General features: G+C 46.4%; 15 protein-coding genes. 6 read left to right on the top strand and 9 right to left on the bottom strand.

Annotation, left to right across the window (positions count from 1 at the left end):
- Window positions 1–11: 11 nt before the first annotated feature.
- The 6 genes from IEU85_RS08375 to IEU85_RS08400 form a co-directional block, all read right to left on the bottom strand.
- Window positions 12–989, bottom strand: a complete 978-nt coding sequence (locus tag IEU85_RS08375; protein ID WP_188355809.1) for a class C sortase — start codon at window positions 987–989, stop codon at window positions 12–14.
- Window positions 990–1271: 282 nt separating this feature from the next.
- Window positions 1272–3131, bottom strand: a complete 1860-nt coding sequence (locus tag IEU85_RS08380; protein ID WP_188355810.1) for a SpaA isopeptide-forming pilin-related protein — start codon at window positions 3129–3131, stop codon at window positions 1272–1274.
- Window positions 3132–3322: 191 nt separating this feature from the next.
- On the bottom strand, window positions 3323–8116 hold the full coding sequence (locus IEU85_RS08385; RefSeq protein ID WP_188355811.1) for a SpaA isopeptide-forming pilin-related protein: 4794 nt from the start codon (window positions 8114–8116) through the stop codon (window positions 3323–3325).
- A 961-nt stretch (window positions 8117–9077) separates the two neighbouring features.
- Entirely contained in the window at window positions 9078–9731 is a 654-nt protein-coding gene (locus tag IEU85_RS08390; RefSeq protein WP_188355812.1) for an anthranilate synthase component II, read from the bottom strand.
- A gap of 27 nt (window positions 9732–9758) precedes the next feature.
- Window positions 9759–10922 (bottom strand): class E sortase, encoded by a 1164-nt coding sequence (locus IEU85_RS08395; RefSeq protein WP_188355813.1) that lies wholly within the window; start codon window positions 10920–10922, stop codon window positions 9759–9761.
- 103 nt (window positions 10923–11025) lie between these two features.
- On the bottom strand, window positions 11026–11763 hold the full coding sequence (locus IEU85_RS08400; RefSeq protein WP_188355840.1) for a DUF881 domain-containing protein: 738 nt from the start codon (window positions 11761–11763) through the stop codon (window positions 11026–11028).
- Between the two features lie 286 nt (window positions 11764–12049).
- On the opposite strand from IEU85_RS08400, the gene crgA reads away from it, so the two are divergent.
- Window positions 12050–12520 (top strand): cell division protein CrgA, encoded by a 471-nt coding sequence (gene crgA / locus IEU85_RS08405; RefSeq protein ID WP_188355814.1) that lies wholly within the window; start codon window positions 12050–12052, stop codon window positions 12518–12520.
- Between the two features lie 214 nt (window positions 12521–12734).
- Here the strand turns inward: crgA and IEU85_RS08410 are convergent, their stop codons facing one another.
- On the bottom strand, window positions 12735–13490 hold the full coding sequence (locus IEU85_RS08410; protein ID WP_188355815.1) for a rhomboid family intramembrane serine protease: 756 nt from the start codon (window positions 13488–13490) through the stop codon (window positions 12735–12737).
- A 161-nt stretch (window positions 13491–13651) separates the two neighbouring features.
- On the opposite strand from IEU85_RS08410, the gene IEU85_RS08415 reads away from it, so the two are divergent.
- Window positions 13652–13837, top strand: a complete 186-nt coding sequence (locus tag IEU85_RS08415) for a hypothetical protein (protein ID WP_188355816.1) — start codon at window positions 13652–13654, stop codon at window positions 13835–13837.
- A 298-nt stretch (window positions 13838–14135) separates the two neighbouring features.
- A complete protein-coding gene (locus tag IEU85_RS08420) occupies window positions 14136–14363 on the top strand; it encodes a hypothetical protein (RefSeq protein ID WP_188355817.1) in 228 nt (75 codons plus the stop codon).
- Window positions 14364–14917: 554 nt separating this feature from the next.
- Here IEU85_RS08420 and IEU85_RS08425 read toward each other — a convergent pair.
- On the bottom strand, window positions 14918–17371 hold the full coding sequence (locus IEU85_RS08425) for a glycogen/starch/alpha-glucan phosphorylase (protein ID WP_188355818.1): 2454 nt from the start codon (window positions 17369–17371) through the stop codon (window positions 14918–14920).
- A 138-nt stretch (window positions 17372–17509) separates the two neighbouring features.
- Here IEU85_RS08425 and IEU85_RS08430 point away from each other — a divergent pair, with 138 nt between their 5' ends.
- Window positions 17510–17902 (top strand): sterol carrier family protein, encoded by a 393-nt coding sequence (locus tag IEU85_RS08430; RefSeq protein ID WP_188355819.1) that lies wholly within the window; start codon window positions 17510–17512, stop codon window positions 17900–17902.
- A gap of 276 nt (window positions 17903–18178) precedes the next feature.
- Here the strand turns inward: IEU85_RS08430 and IEU85_RS08435 are convergent, their stop codons facing one another.
- Window positions 18179–18541 (bottom strand): DUF3073 domain-containing protein, encoded by a 363-nt coding sequence (locus IEU85_RS08435; RefSeq protein ID WP_188355820.1) that lies wholly within the window; start codon window positions 18539–18541, stop codon window positions 18179–18181.
- A 150-nt stretch (window positions 18542–18691) separates the two neighbouring features.
- Between IEU85_RS08435 and trpS the strand changes: the two genes are divergently transcribed.
- Window positions 18692–19783, top strand: a complete 1092-nt coding sequence (gene trpS, locus IEU85_RS08440) for a tryptophan--tRNA ligase (protein WP_188355821.1) — start codon at window positions 18692–18694, stop codon at window positions 19781–19783.
- Entirely contained in the window at window positions 19783–20793 is a 1011-nt protein-coding gene (locus tag IEU85_RS08445) for an aldo/keto reductase (protein WP_188355822.1), read from the top strand. The genes trpS and IEU85_RS08445 overlap by 1 nt, the downstream gene beginning before the upstream one ends.
- The last annotated feature ends 147 nt before the right edge of the window (window positions 20794–20940 follow it).

The raw sequence follows: 20940 nt of genomic DNA on the forward strand, positions 1-20940 counted from the left end.
TCCTGTGTTGCTTAGCATTCCTGCACATGATGCATACGCTGTACTGTGCCACTGCGGCGAGGCTTACAGCGCATGAGAGACCGCACTATCAGGCAGGTTATAGCAGCGCCCAGCACCGTGAGCAGTGCAATACGCACCAATATCATGCGCATATCTTGCTGCGCATCTTGCGGGTATGGCGCTTGACTTGGAATAGCTACGCGATGCCCTGAAACAAGCAAGCGATGAGTATTCACACCATATGGTGTACAAGTCAGCAAAGTGATGCGGTCTTGCCCTGGTACTACACGCAAATACTGCTCGCCTTCTGTGGGCAAAATCACCCGAATAGAGTCAATTTGGTATCCCAGTGTAGTACCGAGCACATGGATATAGACATTATCACCTGATTGCAGTTCATCAATTCTGGTGAACATTAAGGCCTCTACCATGCCGCGATGCCCAGAAAGCACGGTATGTGTATTCTTACCACCTACTGGTAGTGAAGTGCCATATAAATGCCCCGCGCCGCGATTGAGCGCATTGGTGCCAGTACCATGATAAATAGGCAGGTTTAAGGAGATTTTTGGTATTTCCACACTGCCCATAATCCCGTCATAAGATTCATTGAGTAGCGACATATAGGCAGCGTCTTTGCTTGAAGCAAGATCTTCATCTGGCTTTGTAGTAGATTGCCCAGCCTGTGAGGTAAAGGGGTCCACATTTTCGCCAATCACTGCTTGTCCTTGCTGGGCAAGTTGAGCATTATAGTCATGGGCAGCTTGTAAGGCAGCACGTACTTGTGCTGTAGGCCAATGAGAAACTTGTTGATTGATCTGCTGGCTGCGCGAAGCTTGCCGGAAGCTATCTATTGTTTGTAGCACAAAGGGATAGCAGATAGCACTGATGCCAATAATAGCGAGCACAACAGTAAGTGCAGTAAATATGCGAGCTTGACGTTGTGCTCTACGTAATGCACGACTTCGTGATTCGGGGTCAGGCTCACTCATAGTTCCTCTTTAGCGTCATATTGTGCAAGAATTGTGGCATGCACTGTGGAGTGTAGTGTGTGTGGTTTGCAATAGGTGCGATTTCGCAACATGCTCGTTTTGCAACATGCTCGTTTTGCAGCATTGGCAGTTATAGCTTCAACAAGGAAAGCATTATATATAAAGAAGTGTTGGCCCATCAGGGTACATGGGCCAACACGATATCAGGTGTAATGGTTGGGGTGAATTACACCTGCTTACTCAGGGGTAAGTATATGAGGTACATCTTTGGGTTACGCCAAGTTATGCACCTTGAGCAATCTGCTTGGCAGCCTTGCGAGCGCGAATCCCGAAGAAGCCTGCTGCACCAAGTACTGCTACACCGAATACGGTGAAGAGTGCGATGCCAGCAGCACCGGTCTTTGGCAGCTCAGTGAAGGACTTCACGTTGTCCACGGTTACTGTGGAGTTGTTAGCTGTTGCGGTGACCAAACCGTTTGCTGCATCGGTGTCGTAGTTGTAGGTGAGCTCGGTCAGCCAGTCATCACCAGAGTTGCTGGTTTCTGCCTTGTTCGTTGTGTCATTAGTGTAGGTTTCGCCAATAGTCACTGTGAATGATGGCAGAGCATTCTGATAATAGCCGTTTGGTGCTGCAATTTCCTTAACCGTGTAGGTACCGGCCTTCAAGCCGTTGAAGGAGATAGTACCTTTATCATCTGTGGCAAATACGCCATCTGCATTCTTGGTAGTCTTATTAAAAGTTGCAGTGGTATCAATTGGGCTGCTGGTTGGCTGTGCTGACACGGTGTCCCAGTCTCCTGCAGTAGCATCATAGGTCAAGTAGTTGGTGCCATCGGAAATAACGAACTGAGCATTCTGCAAAGCCGTCTGATCTACCTTGTACTGCTTCTTAACACCAAGCTTAAAGGAGTAGACGTTAACGTCTGGGCCCTTAACCTTGCTTTTTTCATGCTTCTGGCTGTTGGTGAATTCTACTTCAACACCATTGCAGTTACCGTTAGTATCGCAACCAGTCTTAGGATCTGCTGATGCGTTTGCAGTGTCGGTTACAAAAGCGTCCTTGTTAAGAGTAGCAGTAAGCACTACAGTGATAACGTCGCCGGTCTTCCAAGTGGTATTTGCGCCGTCAGCACCGTTAACAAGCTTTCCGAAGTCGATTGTTGCGCCATTATCAGCAGGGGTTACTGTGTAATCAGTATCGGGAACAAGAGTTGTAGCTCCAATTTTAGCGCTTTCAACCGCAGGATTGCTGAATGGAATCTTGCCACTCTTGTTCTGCTGGAAAGTATCGATAAGCTTCAATACGCGAGCGTTCTCACCAAGAAGAGTAGGATCTTTATCGTAACCAGCATAGTCTGGAATGGTGGTGGTGAGCTCAAACTTTACAGTGTCGCCAATATTGTAAGAAGGAGTGTTATCTGGGGTAGTACCGTTAGTTTCTACTACCTGCTTAGTGACTGGCACAGTAGTATTCTTCAAGGTGATATCACCCTTAATATCGGTGGTTTCACCTTCTGCATTGACAAGACCTTTGTATGTACCAATAGTGGATGGTACCAGCATTGGCACGGACTGTGTAGAAGCTGGGTTTACAGACTTAGTATTGTCCAAAGTATCCAGCACTAAGTATAAACCTGCTGGATCTACCGAAGTGGCGCTACCTGCAGTCAGTGTTACTGGTTTTACGCCGCTAGTAAATGCGCTGCTTGCAGCGAGCGCGTCTGCAAACTTGCGTTCTGCAGCGGTTGCAGTGCTAGTGCCAGCAGTATAGCCCCATGGTGTTGTTGCACTAGAAGTAGTCAGCTTTTCCAAATCCTTGCTGACTGTGCCAGTTGTAGCAGTGTCAACACCCGCAGCCTTCAATGCTGCGACTACAGCGTCAGCCTGAGCTACAGTACCATAGCCGAAAGTATCAATATCCACGTACTGTGCATTGCTGCTAGACGCCTTGTAATCATCGTTGTACGGCGCTACCAAGTATGCCTTATAGGTGTGTGCAGCAGCATCACCGTTGGTGTTAGTAAGGGTAATAGTTCCTGCAGCGTTTGCAGCGTTTGCTGTGCCTAATCCAAGCGCAAAACCGCTCACTGCAATTGCAGCAGCTGCGATTCCTGCTGCCAGCTTCTTCAGCGAAGTAGCCATGTTCTCTCCTAGTTCTATCTACACTACCTGCTTTGGCAGTGTCTATCGCCTTTGTGCACCAACTTGCTGTGCTGCAAAGGCAAAATCTTTTGGGGATTTTGATATGAAATGGTTGTATCTATTTGTATCTGGTATTACATTTCATTTTTCTATAGGTGCATGAGTGTTCCCATGCTGTGTAGTAGTGTTATTTACTCGCGCTCTCTCCTTCCGCCTCGGCGTAAGAAGTAAGCTATTGCCCAGCTAGAGCCTGCGAGCACGCAAATCCCTAAGCCAGCAAGTACTATCCATCGCGGTGTTAAGAACCGTCCGGTCATTGGCATGCCGGTGATATACCGCTCATTTTTGACGTTCAGGCGATTATTTCCTGTACCTACTGCGCCACTGAGCGAGCTATCCCAAGTAACTTCACCTTTGGTCACGCTAAAGTAATATTCACGAGCACTCTTTTTATATCCAGTTGGCGCTTTGGTTTCCGTAAGCGTGTAGTAACCCCACGGTAGCGCTGTCATATAGAAGGAAATTGCTCCAGCGTTAGGGTCACCTGCTTCCAAGCCTTCGTCATCAGTGGCGCGGAATGCACAGTTTGAATCGTCATCAGCCACACAGCTGTACGTATAGTGTTCAGCTCCCTCTGCTTTCGCCGCACTAATCGTATAGGTTACTTTTGGCGTAGTGCGCTTTGCATCAGTTTCACTATACTGCACGAGTTTCCACTCAGCGCCTTCAAGATCATGTCCGTCAGCAAAATCCGTTTTCTGCCAGTTCACGCTGGCTACACTACGCACATTTGGAATACGGTTATTCACTAGCGGCACGCCTGTACTAAAGGAAATCGTTACCGCATCCTGCCGGTCACGGATGGCAAATACGTACTGCTCATCACTTTTATCGTAACCTTGAGGAGCTTGTTTTTCTTGCAACGTATAGTTCGCACTAGTACTCAAACCTTGTACTTTGAGCTGACCAGGGTTGGAATCCAGATCACACAGCACAGTGGCACTTGGCACGCATGCCACATCGCCGTCTACATAATCAGTAACTGTCCAAGACCGTCGCTTTTCACTATCAGTTAGTGTCCATACGGATCCTGCAACAAGTTTCTTTGAAGTATCATCAATTTTCTGCCATGTTACTTCGGTTGGCTTGTTCACAATTGCTGTATTGTTATTCAAAGCAACATCAGCGTTATCCTCATCAAGAGTGAATTCGTATTCGTGAATTGCGCCGCACTTTTGTGCAGTTGCGTCATACGTGCAATCGAGCCAGTAGCCCTTTGGAGCCGCACGCTCAACTATTTTGTACGTGCCAAATACTAAGCCGCGTAACGTAATCACACCTGCTCGCGTATCTTGGTCTACATACGTGCCGCTACCGCAACCATCTGCAGAAGTACAATCCTTGATGCCACCGCTGATCTGTGGAGCACTAGCATAGCTTCCGTCATCATTTTGACGATAGATATCCCATACGGAACCAGCGAGGAGCTTGCCCTGCTCATCAGATTTACTCCACGTTACGCAAGTTGGTTTATCTGGAATGATGCCAGCAGACTGACCTGCAGGAAGATCCGTGAACGTAGTACCGTTATCGGTGCTTTGCTTCCACGTAGCATTACCATCAGTATCCAGCGTAATCTGGTAGATAACGCTGCTGAGCTGATAGCCTTCAGGCGCAGTAGTTTCGCGCAAATAGTATGTGCCCGCAGCCATATTTTTCACTTGGAACTTACCAACGGCCGTGTTGTAATCACACTTGTAGCCATCGCTATTGCAATCGATAGCATCTGTAGTTTCAGCAATGCTACGCACCACACCAGTACCATAATTCACTGCAGCACGCGCTGTATATGGATTGGTGTTGTCAAGGGATACATCACGCAATACATGTTCGTTGGTATCGGAATTGCTGCGTACTGCGCTATCTGATGAAGTAGCAGTGCTACTGCCTGTGCTCATTCCCTTGCGATATGCAATAGTAGCCGTAGATGATGTTGCTACTTGGCATCCAGCAGGTACGCCGGAGGTCGCGTTCACATCGTTATTTTCAGTATTGACGGTATAGACGGTATGTCCATCAAAAGTAAAGTTTCCGTCTGATGACTTTGGATTCCTATACCAATCAGTAAAGCCTTTATCAGAGCTTACTTGTTGCTGGAAGCCATACTGGTAGGTGCTATCGAATTTACCTTCTATTTGCACTACCAAATAGTCAGAGTTGCATGCGCTCGTTTGCATAGGGGCAGTATCTTGCCAACCCTGAGTAGCGTTTTTCGGACCATAATGTACGCGCACTAGCTCGCCGTTAGCACCCCAACCAGCTACTTTTCTAAAGTAGATAGTGGTTAGGTCAGAGACCACATGGATCTCGCTACCTGCAGACTTCCCATTGGCACTAACTTTGACAATAGTTTCGGTAATACCATTGCCGATTACCGTTGCCCGTGACGAGTCACCGGATTGTGGGGTAATGCTCAACTTGTCCGATGTGGTACTCCAAGTGAAGGTTACTTGGTTCGTAATATCGTTACCATCGGCATCAAAAGCCTTTGCCCTATAGTTTACTGTCGAACCTTGCTTAATAGTTACTAACGTCGGGCTGATAGTGACATAATCCACCGCTACATATGTAATAATATTTAGCGTTTGCATAGCGCATACGTCTGGGTTGGTTGCCGAGCAGGCTTGCAGTGTAGCCGTACCATTTTTGAGTGCAATAACAGTACCTTGGGCATCTACTGCTGCATTCTCTGCACCATCAGTAATCTTCCAAACTACCTCTTGGGAAGCATTAGCTGGCGTTACTGTAGCGCTCACGTGGAGCGTGCCATGCACGTCCCAGTTACCTGAGGAGCTGTGCAATGTAATACCTGTAGCCGCATTGGTATAGTCATTTACTTTCCAAGTGCGAGAAGCGTCATCAGGGAATACTGTATCTGTAGAAAGCTCCCAAGCAGAGCCAGCAAGCGGAGTTTGCTGAGTATCTCCATCCTTAATTTTGGTCCAGTTGATTTCTCCGCCTTGTGGAGTGTTCACAATAGCAGAAGCACCATCACCGCTGTTTGCTTGCATGCCAGCAGTAGTACCAGTGGCATAGTTTTCTGCACCATTTTGGACAGTTACTGCTTCTTTGACAACATTCAAATCGCTGCCTGTGGCTGTAGTTGTAACATGGAAGATGCGGTTTGACGCAGTATAGCCATCTGGCGCTTTGATTTCTACAATATAATAGTCTTTATTTGGAGCCAGGTTCATTGTGCGAATTACGCCAACATCTGGGTTCATATCATTTGCGCCATTATCGCTGAAATTAGCAATAATTTTGTCATTCTTGGCTTGAGCATCAGCATAGGTGCCATACATAGCCCAAGTGGAACCATCAAGCTTTTCTCCAGCTGCGTTTGTTTTACTCCATTCCACTACCGAGCACGATGTAGAAGTAGCACCAGTCCATGGCAGACTATGGCGCTCCTGATCCATATCAATAATGGAGGTGGTATTATTAGTGCCGTAGTTTACAAACTGGTTCCCCTGCTTAATTCGTGCACTTGCAGGGTTAAACATAGCATAGTTACCACCGACCCATACACGACCATTGGTAGTGACGTGGCTTGTAAAATTACCATCTTGCACCAGCACACTACCGAGCAGTGCGGCAGATGGGTCGTCAGTAGTTACAGCGTTATTAAATACATCCCAGCTGCTATTGCCATAAACAGTCTTATCAATATCGCCAGATACACCACCTGCTAGAGTCTGTGCACCTTTAATTTCTACGTTGAGTGCATTGTAATTCCACATAATGCTGCTGGCAGCAGTGGTATAGAGGTCACGAATAGTTTTGCCGCTGCCATCTACGGCTTTACGGTTAGCTTCTTCATAAGCACCGCCAACATTATTCTTAGGATTAGCAAGCATATAGCCGTTGGAAATTTCTGTGCCATTCCACCAGAAACGCCAGCCTTGCTGATAATTGATGTTGGTCGCTTGTCCGCCATCATCATCAGTAACATTTATCAAAATAGAAGCATCATCAGGAATGTTCTTAAATGCAAAGTCGGTGCCGTTATATCCTGTGGAGGAAAGCTGGCTTGCTTTCACATTAAATACTTGCAGAGGAGACTTGCCGTCACCAGTGAAAGTTACCAGCTTTTCTAGTCTTTCGGTAAGAGGAATGTTTGCTTTTACTGAGCCATCGTACTTGTAACGCACATAGTCACTTTGTGCTGGAGCCAAATCTGTAGTTACCGTGCCATTCGCTGGTAACTTGCGTAGGGTATCCCCGAGTTTCTGAGCAATCGGGTTGTTGGTGGCATAGTCAGTGCCGTTAACAGTAAACTTGCTTCCTTGTAAATTCGATTGATTCTCTTGTACCGTTTTTCCTGTTAATCCACTTTGATAGGTAGCTTGGTAGATTTCAAGGCTCTTTATACCCGGTTTACCATTATCCCTACTACCGTAGATATCATAATTACCGCCACCAAGTTGGGCGCCATAAGCAGTAACCGCAGTATTACCATTTTTTAGCTGTTGAATACCTGCTTTTTTATAAATCCACTTGTTATCCTCAGGTTTAGATGTAGGGTCTGGTAGGCGCCAGACCATAGCACTGCCGCCAATTGCAACAATGGTGGCATCAGGATCTGCTGGTAGATATTGCGCACCAAAAGCTACAGATCCCATGGTGAAGAAGCCTTTTGAAGGACGGGCACGAAAATCGCCACGCACTAGGGTCAAGCCCTCAGCTTCTGCTGCATATGAACCTGTTGGATCAGGATTACTAGTATCCCAATTAGATGTAGGATCACCAATAATCATATCGCCGCCTACATAGGTAGCAATGCCCGAATCCTTTGCGTTGTTTGTGTATGATGCATTATCGCCAAAAGTAATGTTTTGTGGAGTACATAGTGAGCCTGGTTCAGGGGGTTGTGCAAAACTTTGCTGCGTTGGGAATAGTCCTACTACAGCAGTAGCAATCATCATGCTGACAGCTACAACGATGGCAACAATGTTATTGCCGTTAATATTGTTAGAGCGGCTCGCTAAACCACGCTCACGATAGTGTGAAGCGCTTATCTTACTTGATGTATGTTCCGCATTCTGCGCACACGGCTGTGACTGAATACCCCCCCCATGGGAAAGTATCGTGTTTGCCTATGCGGTTTCGGCGATACATCTGTACCTCTTCCTGTATCCATGATCCTCAAATCGGAGCAGTCTGCTCAATTGGTTTCACACACCTGTACAATTCGAGACTTCCACCATGCAGTCTCTACTTGCACCAATCTGCAATATGGTTTTAACTTCTCTTCTTTATTCTTATGTCTGCACGCATATCCACGTGCTTTTCATATGATTTTTTTCTGTATTGAATTATTGACAACGATGTCATCGTTTATCTCTTGTGTTGTGAGTAACAATATATAATCCACAATGTACAAGAAGAGCTTATCTAATTCGTATTCAATTACCAACTCAAAGATACTGTAATATCAACGTTTTGAGAAAAGGTCTCTTAAGTAAGTCAGTAATTACCACCCTAACAACAACATGGAGTAATGTTAATTTAGTTAATACATTTTCAAAAATAGCAACGTTTGCAACATATTATTGCTGTGCTTAGCTTGCAATCGTATGTATGATTATGCGTATATACATCCACTCGTTATTTCCTCTATCGCCACATCGCTTGAGTAAGCATTACATATTCACACCCACATTAAGCGCGACACGCCCAACACTTATAGAAGCTGGAAGACTTCATCTAATACGTATTCATTGCACTATCAGACACATGCAGCATAAAAACTGAACGATACAAAAATATAGACAGATACGCTAAATCTAAAAAGGGCGCAGCAAAGTCGTTTAACCAAAACGGTATACTGATGCAAACGTTGCGCAAGCAGACTTATCCCATGCTATCTACGCCACATGCTATGCACTAGCGAATGCTATCAGCAACTTTCGGCGCTAACCCAAGAGAAACAGCCACCGCATTACTCTGACCGCAAGCCGCTAAGAAATTAGCAAAAAGTCGGAAACCATCTTTCGTCATCACCGACTCTGGGTGGAATTGCACAGCTGAAAGTGGCAACCCCTTAACTCGCAGCGCTTGCACCGTATGATCCTCAGTATCCACCGCAGTTACCTCAAGCACTGATGGAATCGATTGCGGATTAACAGCAAGTGAATGATAGCGCGTCACAGTCATCGGTGAAGCAATCCCCTCAAACATAGGGTCATCACTAATCTGTACCTGTGAAGTTTTGCCATGCATAATATGCGGTGCGTGCTCCACCGTTGCCCCATACACTTCTGCAAGTGCTTGCAGCCCCAAACACACACCAAACATTGGCTTATGGCGTGCAATGCACAAACGAATCACTTCTTCACTCACCCCAGCCTCACGCGGAGTGCCTGGACCTGGAGAAATCAGCACGCCATCATAGCCGTCAAGAGCGCCCTCGGCATGCACATCAAAAGCATCATTGCGCACAACCGTAGTTCTAGCACCTAAGGTTTGCAAATACCCAACAATGGTGTATACGAAAGAATCATAGTTATCAATAACAAGAATATGTGCACTGTCAACCATATTCACCCCTTACTTTCGGTGCTACTACTAGCCTACTGCAACAAAGTTCGAAGCGACTTGTAAATACGGAATAGTGGACGCTGCCCACGGATACCCCCACTGCAGTAAAGCAGCGAGGCAAGCCATGATAACGATTGCCATCAGCGCAAGTCTGACCACTGCAGGACCCGGCATATGGCGATACCAGGAACCATACAAACTAAACATTGGGCGAGGCTTATGTCCCTCTTTAATAGCGCGCAATGCCGGGAAGCGGTATGCAATAAGAGCTGCCAAAAAGACCACAATAAACGCGATAATCAACGCCAGTACCACGCGATCTAGCGATTGAGCTGCACGAGTTACCGCATTTTGCTTACTGGAGCTAAACTTCACCGCGCCACCCTGCGCACTATCAGCCAATTCCTGAGGTACGCCGTCAGAGACTTTTGCCCAATATTTCAATGTGCCATAGCTAATCCAACGATGTGTGGCTGTGGTATATCGTGGCTCGCAGGTAGTCAACGTAATATATCGATTATCAGGCTGAAGATCTGGATGATTAGGCACCGCCGCCACTACCTGCACTTGGGTCGGGAGCACAATTTCATAGTTAGTGTATTCGTACACATACCAATAGTCTTGCGTGCGCACAATAATCGCATCGCCCTGCTGCAATTCATCAACATGTGCAAGCGGCTCACCATAGCCAGCGCGATGCCCTGCTACAGCAAAATTACCCATTTGCCCGGGCATTTGCGTATCTTGATAATGCCCCACACCATGACGATTAAGCTGATACACATCAGTGCCTTCAACAATATTGCGTTGCCAGCTTTTACCAAATCGCGGCACATAGAGCTGTGCCACTAAATCCCCGTACTGCGCATGTTCAGGCTGCACTGGCACATCACCAGTCTGCGGCTTTGCAATAGAAAACTGCCCATTATCTTGGGTTTTTGGCTCAATCCATTGCACAGCATCTCGCTGCTCGATCTGCGTGGCTTCTGATTGCACCCCGGTCCACCACAATTGCCAAAGAATATATCCACCAACTATTACTGCAAACGTAATCAATAGCTCTGCAATTACACCAAGCACAGTGTTAAATATGCGCCTGCCACGACTACCTCCCTGATACTGCGTCGGAGGTTGATACGAGTAGTTTGCTTGGGCACTATGCCTTGGAACAGCTGTAGTTGGTGTGCTCATGGTACTCCTCATATCGTTTGGCTTTATTCTCGCGCATACACTTTCAGTTATTGTATGCTCTCAACTATTATGTGCTCTCTACTATCCAGTTCACTACCCAGTTTTACTGACTGACCTGCGCATAAGTAAGCGCTTGCAAGGCAGATGATGCAGGGAACTTGAGTTTATCTTTCGTCTCTACTTTCCAGCCTAAACCAATTGATGACACATATTCTTTATATATTTCAACAGATGGCGAATTATCTAGCGACCGTTTCATATCTTCTATCGGGCCTATTGCACTAATAGTATATGGTGGCGCGATACGCTTACCATGCACCGTAACAACCGTGCCCACGCATCGTACTGCAGTATTAGGCAGTACTCTCTGGTCTGCAATCATCATAGATTCAGCGCCCCCTGCCCACAGCGCATTGATGACTCCTTCCAAATCCTGCTGATGCACCACATAATCGTTAATATCTGCGCTGGATCCAGAGTTATCCACACGATTTTGCCAGAGCGGTGAATCATCAAGCGTCACCTGTATACCTGGGCCTTCTACAGCTGGCAATTGCGTGCCTCTACCGGTATCTTCGCTAGTAGTTGCGGTATCAGCATTATCAGTAAGCGTTTTTACCGAATCAATCTGCTTGCTTAATGCATCGATTTGTTTTTGCAATGTTGTAGCTTGGCGAGCGCGCTCATTGAGTAATTGCGAAGTATCAGAAGTAACGGTAGCTGTGCGGTTAATACGCATATTAGTAATTGCTAAATAGCTTACCAAAGCAAAAACGAGCATAACAGACACAGCGCTCAGCGCGGACTTGCGCAATGAGTGCTGCTTAATATGCTTGCCCATACTTACCTCATTCCAGCTGGTACCACTCATGTCACTCGCACGACCAAGTAGCGCTCCCCATACACTACCTGCCATGCTCACACACACCATGTATGCACGTGTACTATGCAGTCGCAACCTACTATACACATGACTATTGCAACTTTACAGAGGAATATGTGCTTTTCTTGTACACGTGATAGTGAGTTTGCTCATGCGGTTGCTGTACACTACACTCGTGTCGTTTCGACGCTTTCCACTCTAGTCATTACTATGATTAGTGGTTGAGATAAAGGAGAATCCTCTTATGGCTGAACAGGATGAGCGCGTGCTCGATGAAACTGAGGTGGAAAACGCCGAGCAGAGCGCAGCAGCAGAGTCAGATGCTGATACCACGTCTGATGCAAACAAGACTAGCGATGCAAACAAAAACACTTCTGCAAGCGAAAACAATGACGAGTTCGCTCGCACTATGGATCGTGTAGAAGCTGCATTAAGCGAAGTTGCTGATAAAGATACCATGACTCCTCAAATGCGCAAGATGTTTGCACGCCAGCAGGAAAGCACTAAGCGCGTAGAAGAGTCTATTAAGGGCACCAAGTCCAATCCTCGTTGGTTTGTGCCAGTGCTGTGCGCATTGTTGATTATCGGTTTGGTATGGGTTGTTGTGTATTACTTGTCAGGCAAGTACCCAATTCCAGGCATCAATGATTGGAATCTAGCTATCGGCTTTGGCATTATGCTTGTTGGCTTCTTGATGACTATGTGGTGGCATTGATACTTATCTGTTGTATTGCAATACCGTCGCACTGTTAATGACATTGTATGGAAGCACAGTATAGTAAACAACGCAGTATGGTAAGCAACGCTGTATAGCAGGTACATCATACAGAAATACGCTGTATTACCAATAATTGAGGGAGCAGTTATTACTGCTCCCTTTTGCATACTATTGCATACTATTTGTGCATATCGCCATGTCTACACATGACCTAATACAACATGGCAAATGACCATACCAAAGCTGCCACTATCACCACTGCTAATGCGATACCGTATATCCATGCTCGTTTGGCAAACGAATACTGACGCAGCTGCGGAATACCAGAGGTTAGCAGCCAAACATACAACCCACCAAATATGAAGCCACCAACATGCGCTTGCCATGCAATATTGGGCACAATAATGGGTAGCGCGAAGTTGATCGCCATGAGCACAATCATGCTGGAAATATCTTGACCAAGCCGCCTGTAGACCACCAGTAATGCTGCAAATAAGCCAAAAATCGCACCTGATGCACCATAAGCTCCTGAAAGCCAAGACGCTTGTGTATTCATAATTCTGCCAAGCAATACCAAGAATGTGTTGCCACCTATGCCGGAGAGCATATACAGTGCAAGGAATTGCCAATGCCCCATCATGCGTTCAAGCACCGGCCCCACACTCCACAATGCCAGCATGTTAAAGAGGATGTGGAAAATACCAGGCTGATGCAAAAACATTGATGTAACCAGTATCCAGGGACGGTACGGCACTAATAGCGGTACAAGGGTGCCGTTGCTGGCAATAATGCTAAAGAGCTGCGGGAACAGGAATCGCGTGATGATTTCGAGAGCCCACACCACTATGCAAATGAGCACTAAACACTCGGTAATAATTGGACCATTATTACGCCATTGATTGGCAAATACGCGCTTATTGGTGAGGTCGCGCAAACTCGGTGAACCTGGGAAAAGCCAATTACTCATGCCACTAGCTTACGAAAGGTTGCCTATTTCATTACATGCTTAAGTTTTGCACTTTTTGTTTCTCAATACATCTAATGTGCTCAAAATTTGAGTGTGCTACGCTGGATTTGCCTTATACAGAGGCGAATAAGTGAGTGGCAGTGAATTAGGAGGAAGCAGATATGCATTGGGTTGGTATTGGTCTTGTTATTGTCGCTATCGTAGGATGCGTGGGATTTGGAGTGCACCATCATCTGGATGCAAAAGCTCAGAAACTCTCTAAAGGCAGCGAGGAGGAGCGACGTCTAGCCGGCGAATTGCGCGATATTTCTTCGCAGATTGATCAGGGACGGTATTTGTACCACTGATGGATGCCTTTATACCTTTATGCCTTTATAGCATATACTCATTCAGCGTTTGCATTGAATTGACGATATCCAAATTGAATTGATTCTGCCAATAAGTATGTAGAGTAGGTATGCGCTCGGATTTATACTACCTTATCTACACTTTCTGCGTTTATCTGTAGCTGCCTGCACTTATCCACTTTCTGCAACACGCTCTTGAAAGTTCTGTGGAACTCACGTAATCCCCACAACACAAGGTTTACAATGGTACGAGGACGGTCTGAATGGCCAGACCACACCTTTTGGGAAAGGAGCCAGCATGGAGCAAAAGTCGTCGAGCGGTTGGAAGTTCTTCGCGCTGCTGTTTGGTGCACTACTTGCAGGTCTTGCCGCACTATATATTTACAAGCAGCAGAATCCAGAATATGATCCTTGGGAAGAGCCTTGGGAGAATAGCTCATCTCCAGTTGATTTGGGCATTGCTAAGAAAGCAGCTGTTCAAGAGACAGAAGATGACGAGGACGAAGCAGAAGAATCTGCCGAATAATCCACATCTGTTTATCAACGTTGAAGCCGTGTAGTGTTTGCTGCACGGCTTTTGCATATTTATGCACGTATTAGCCCTGATTTGAACTCCGCACCGTGAAATAGTGCATAATTATGCAATATAGATATTATTCACGTATTTTCCACGTCTACTATCCACTTTTACACGACTTGTCCTCAAGTTATCAACATGGTTATCCACACCGGTGGAAAAGTCTAGTGGATAACACCACTATATTTTCTAGTTACTGCTATCTATAGCCACTATATTCAGTTGTTTATGCACTATTGCAATGCGTTATGCATGACCTGCTATAGTATGTGTATAGTTGCTTTTACACACATTATTTCCACTACTTATACCCTGTTTTCCTCAAGTTATTAACATAGTTATCCACATTGGTGGAAAACTTATAGCTTCGCGGATACACATAATGCCTATGCACATCAGTACATAGGCATATGCGTTATGGAGCAACACACTCCACTATGGCGTTATAAGAGCACTAACAAAACTCCCTAGGGTGCTCCGAAGTGCTCCCTACAGCACCTTTATTAGGCAAGTGGACCAGTGTGCCAAATGCGCTCCAAATAGTCCTCAATAGAACGATCAGAGCTGAAGTAGCCGCTATTAGCCACATTCAAAATAGCGCGACGGTTCCATTCCATCTGATCCTGATACAGATCTTCAATCTCAGACTGAATATCAGCATACGTACTGAAATCAGCCAAAGTCATGAAGTAATCCTTGGTCAACCAGTCAGCAACCAGTGGAGCATACGTATTACGATCGCCATTGGAGAAGGTGCCGTTAGAAACCATGTCAATAGCCTGCTTCAAACGAGGATCAGCCTCATAATATGCAGCTGGGCTATATCCCTTAGCATACAGCGCTTCTACCTCATCAACAGTCATGCCGAAGAGGAAGAAGTTTTCTGCACCTACGCGCTCACGAATCTCAACGTTAGCGCCATCCAAAGTACCTACTGTTAATGCGCCGTTCAAAGCAAACTTCATATTACCGGTACCGGAAGCTTCCTTACCAGCCTGAGAAATCTGCTCATCCAACTCGGTTGCAGGAATCAAATGCTGAGCCAAACGAATATTGTAATTTTCTGGGAAGTGTACAGCCAACTTGCCCTGTACGTCTGGATCATTGTTGATAACGCGAGCAACATTGTTAATCAACTGAATAGTCAGCTTTGCCATGTAGTAGCCAGGAGCTGCCTTTGCACCAAAGAAAATAGTGCGAGGCAATACGTCATCTGCAGAAACAGTGCCATTCTTAATCGCAGCATAGCGAGAAATTACAGCCAGAATCTTCAATGACTGACGCTTGTACTCGTGCAAACGCTTGACCATGGTGTTGAACATAGTGTCAGGGTTTACCTCAAAACCGTAGTGTTCCTTAGCAAAGTTGGCAAATGCTACCTTGTTATCGCGCTTGACCTGAGCAAACTTGCGTACAAACTCATCATCCTGTGCCAAAGGAGCAAGACCCTGCAACAGCTCCAAATCGCTCAACCAGCGATCGGTGCCCAAGCCTTCGGTAATCAATGCAGAAAGGCGTGGGTTGGCAAGGCGCATGAAACGGCGAGGGGTAACACCGTTTGTCACATTGGTGAACTTATCTGGGTAGTGCTCAGAGAAGTCACGCAGTGTCATATCCTTCAACAGCTGAGAATGCAACTCAGCCACGCCATTGACATGAGAGCCGCCAACGGTTGCCAAGTATGCCATACGAACCTGAGGATTGTCACCTGCAGTTACAATGCGCATACGATCAATCTGAGCATCATCACTGCCGGATTCCTTCAATTCATCAACAAAACGATCATTGATACCGCGAATAATTTCCATATGGCGAGGCAGCAAATCACCAATTAAACCAGCTGACCACACTTCCAAAGCCTCTGGCAGCAAGGTGTGGCAAGTGTAGTTGAAAGTGCGGGTGGTGATAGACCAAGCAGTATCCCAATCGTAGTCGTACTCATCCATCAGCACGCGCATCAATTCTGGGATACCAATCACAGGATGCGTATCATTGAGCTGGAAGCAGATCTTATCTGGGAATGTTGTCAGATCTGGCTTGCTTTCACCTGGGTAGAATACGCGAATCGCATCTGCAATAGAAGCAGCAACAAAGAAGTACTGCTGTTCAAGACGCAAACGCTTACCCTGTGGTGTGGAATCTTCTGGGTACAGAATCTTAGTAATATTTTCAGCTTCAACCTGTGGCACGACTGCACCCATGTAATCAGAACGGTTGAATGCTGCTAAATCAAACTCGTCGAAGGAACGTGCAGTCCACAAACGCAGTGTGTTTACACGACCTGACTTGTAGCCTGGAACCATGTAATCTACTGGCACTGCACGTACTGCCCAATCTGGCTTCCACACGCGCTTGCCATCAACCTCTTCTACGCTACCGCCAAAGTTCACAGTCTGGGAACGATTGTAGTCGATATGACCCCATGGCTCATCATTGTTAATCCAGTAATCTGGACGCTCAACCTGACGACCTTCTTCATCAAATTCTTGACGGAAAATACCATACTTGTACTGGATGCCGTAGCCGAATGCTGGAACGCCAATAGACGCAAGCGAATCAATAAAGCATGCAGCCAAACGACCCAAACCACCATTACCAAGGCCTGGCTCTACTTCTGCATCAATAACAGCATTTGGCTCATGTCCGAGGGCACGAACTGCATCATCAAAAGTCTCTAACATACCGAGGTTAAGCAATGCATTACGCAATTGCTTACCCATCAAAAACTCAGCAGAGAGGTAGCCAACAGCCTTGGTAGAGCCTTGTACCATGTCACGCTGAGTGGTCATCCATGAATCCATCAGGTGCTTACGTACTGCAAGGGATGCTGCAACATAAATATCGGCATCGGTGGCAAGGTCTGTTGTGACCCCTTGTGTGTATGTGAGTTGCTCTTTGATCTCATCGGTGAACTGCTCAACACTGACAGGAGTGTGTGGAGCTGTCTGTTCGGTCATAGCAATACTCTTTCTCTTGGGAATTCCAATAAACAGTCCCCAATTTAGACAGGGAACTCCGCATTCCATTATGCGCTATTCCCACGTCAATTGCGAACGTTTGCAATAACAATACCAGATACGTGTACAATTGTACAAATGGCAGTGCTACTTAACAAGGATATCCCACATAGCAAACGTTGCTGGCAAGAATGGAAAGAGACAGCCTCTACATCTCCTGATCAGCTCGACCAGCTCCCGCGCAGCACATGGGCTATGGCAGTGCGGTACACGTTGTGGCTGTTAGAACGCAAAGCTCCGGGTCCTGGCGTAGAAGTGCGCGTAGCACCTTGGGGTGCTGTGAAAATTCTTGAAGGACCTGCATCAGACCCACATAATCTCACACCACCAGATGTTATTGAACTCGAACCGCGCGTCTGGCTTGAGCTTGCTGCTGGTATAACAACTTGGCAAGCAGAACGTGAAAAAGGCAATATTACAGCCGTTGGCGAGCGCGATGATTTAAGCGAACTTTTGCCATTAGCAGACTAGTTACTGGTCCTGAGTAGCAGTTTTTTAGGCGAGAATGCAGAAGGAGAACCAGTAAATGGTCTAGGGTATGCATTGAAGAGCCGTTTTTGTATAAGCAGAACCAGCTACTAGTCCAGAACATACAGACACAGCATATATACATACAGACGTAGCACACATAAGAGCTACATACGAAAATATCCGCTCAGACACACAAGCTATTACACATGTAACTGAAACTTGCGCATATGAGCGGATATATCACGAATTAATTACTCAGATTGCTCTGAAATACCGTTACTCTTCCGAAGCCTTATGAATATGCTCTAACGCAGACTTGCGCAATGCACTTGGCATAGGCATAGGAATTTTTCGAGGAGTAGAAGTAGACGCTGCTGGTGCTGACTCTGCCTTTTTTGCAGCTTCTGCAGCCCACTGCGCGTATTCGTCAAGCTCATCAGTTGAGACTTGGTCAGCTACCGATTCCACACCCTCATCTTGGTGAGTATCAACCGTAGCAAATGGATCAGCAGCTGATGGCGTTACCTCATCTTGACTGGAGAGCTCTTTTGCTAACTCATCATAGTCAGTATCCGTAGTGAGGTACTTGAGTTTACGAGCAATGCGCGTCTGCTTTGCCTTCTGACGTCCGCGGCCCATCTGACCCCCTTCGCCAGCTTATATGCCCACTGGCAACATGTGTCCTATTTCATCACAATAGAGAGTACCACTACTTAGGGTATGTCGCCTCACACTTTTACGATGAGAGCATTATTTTTCAAAAAATTTCAACATATGGATTGGTGTGCTATGGCGGAAGAACAGCAGCTAACCGCAGCAGGTAATGAAATCAGCGCGAGCTTCCTTGCGGCGCGTCGTCGCAGTGAAAACACGATGGCTGCTCTTGAAAAAGACCCAAGTAAATTTACAATGCTCACCGGCGATCGCCCTACTGGAAGATTGCATTTAGGACATTATTTTGGCTCTATCCGTGAGCGTGTCGCCATGCAAAACCGCGGCGTGAATACCAACATCATTATTGCGGATTATCAAGTAATTACTGACCGTGATACTACAGAGCATATTCAAGACAATGTGCTCAATTTGGTACTTGATTACTTGGCTGCTGGCATTGATCCTGAGCGAACGATGATATTCACACATTCTGCAGTTCCTCAGGAAAATCAGCTTATGCTGCCATTCTTGTCTTTGGTTACTGAAGCTGAATTACACCGCAATCCAACAGTAAAAGCAGAAATGGAAGCAAGTGGACATGCGCTTACTGGCTTGCTGTTGACATACCCTGTGCATCAGGCATGTGACATTCTGTTCTGCAAGGCAAATGTGGTTCCAATTGGTAAAGATAACCTTCCACATATTGAGATTACTCGTACTATTGCACGTCGCTTTAACGAACGATATGCCAAAAAGGACCCTGTATTCCCAGAACCAGCCGCCATTCTCTCCGAAGCGGCAGAAATTCCTGGACTTGATGGACGCAAAATGAGCAAGTCCTACGGTAACTCCATTATGCTTGGCGCAACTGCGGAAGAAACAGCAAAACTGATTCGCAAGAGCAAAACTGATGGCGAGCGCCGCATTACCTTCGATCCAGTACATCGCCCTGAGGTATCTGCACTGCTTACCACTGCAGGATTAGTCACCGACCGCAATCCAGAAGATATTGCCGCTGAAATTGGTGATGCTGGTGCTGGCGCTCTCAAGCAGTACGTCACACAGTCAGTGAATGAATTCTTAGCACCACACCGCGAACGCCGCGCAGAACTGGCACAAGATATGGATACTATTCGCGATATTTTGCATGACGGCAATAAGCGTGCACGCGAAATTGCTGAACAGACACTTGATGAAGTGCGCGAAGCTATGGGAATGAAGTACTGATGTTTGAAGCAACTACACACTACACACCAGCAGCAGACCGCTACGATACGATGACCTTTAATCGCTGTGGCAATAGTGGTCTGCTACTACCTGCAGTCAGCCTCGGTTTTTGGCATAATTTTGGTGATCACACACCAATAGAAACCATGAAAAACCTGATGTTTACTGCGTTTGATCATGGTATTACTCATTTTGATTTGGCAAATAACTATGGTCCAGAGCCAGGGTCTGCTGAACGCCATGCCGGCATGATTTTACGCCAGCATTTTGCAGCACACCGCGATGAACTGATTATCAGCACGAAAGCTGGATATGAAATGTGGCAAGGTCCTTATGGCGATTGGGGTAGCCGCAAATATTTGCTGGCTTCGCTCGATCAAAGTTTGCAGCGGCTTGGTCTTCCGTACGTCGATATTTTTTATCACCATCGCATGGATCCTCATACTCCGTTAGAGGAGACTATGGGAGCATTGGCGCAAGCTGTACACAGCGGTAAGGCGCTATATGTTGGATTGTCAAATTATGACGGCGACACCCTACGTCAAGCTACTGCGATATTAGATGAATTGCATGTGCCATTTGTGATTAACCAAAATCGCTACAATATGATGGATCGTGCAGTAGAGAGCAATGGATTGAAGCAAACAGCACATGAGCTGGGTAAGGGGTTGATTACTTTTAGTCCGCTTGCACAGGGGCTACTCACCGACCGCTACTTACACGGCATTCCTGCAGATAGTCGCATATCAACAGACGGTAGATTCTTGCACAAACAGCAGCTAACCGACGAGTTGCTGCACACTATCCGCGAGCTTAATAGTATTGCTCAGCAGCGTGGGCAAAGTCTTGCACAAATGGCGTTGGCTTGGCTACTGCATGACGGCATGGTAACTTCTGTGCTTATTGGTGCGTCTAAACCAGAGCAAATTCTTGATAATATCGCGGCGCTGAGCAATACCACTTTTACTCAAGAAGAGCTTACACGTATTGATGCGCTTACTGCGCAGTGAATTCGTAGGTTAGCTTTATGGAGAGAACAGCCTTGTAGAAAGGCTGACAGTGTATAAGGCTGATCCCGTTAGTGAGTTAGCTTCACAAACGCGCTTATTTGGCATCCGTATGCTCAATTGTTCTCCGTTATGCCCGTGTTTACTTGG

The sequence above is a fragment of the Galliscardovia ingluviei genome (genome assembly GCF_014635685.1).
Taxonomy (GTDB): Bacteria; Actinomycetota; Actinomycetes; order Actinomycetales; family Bifidobacteriaceae; genus Galliscardovia; species Galliscardovia ingluviei.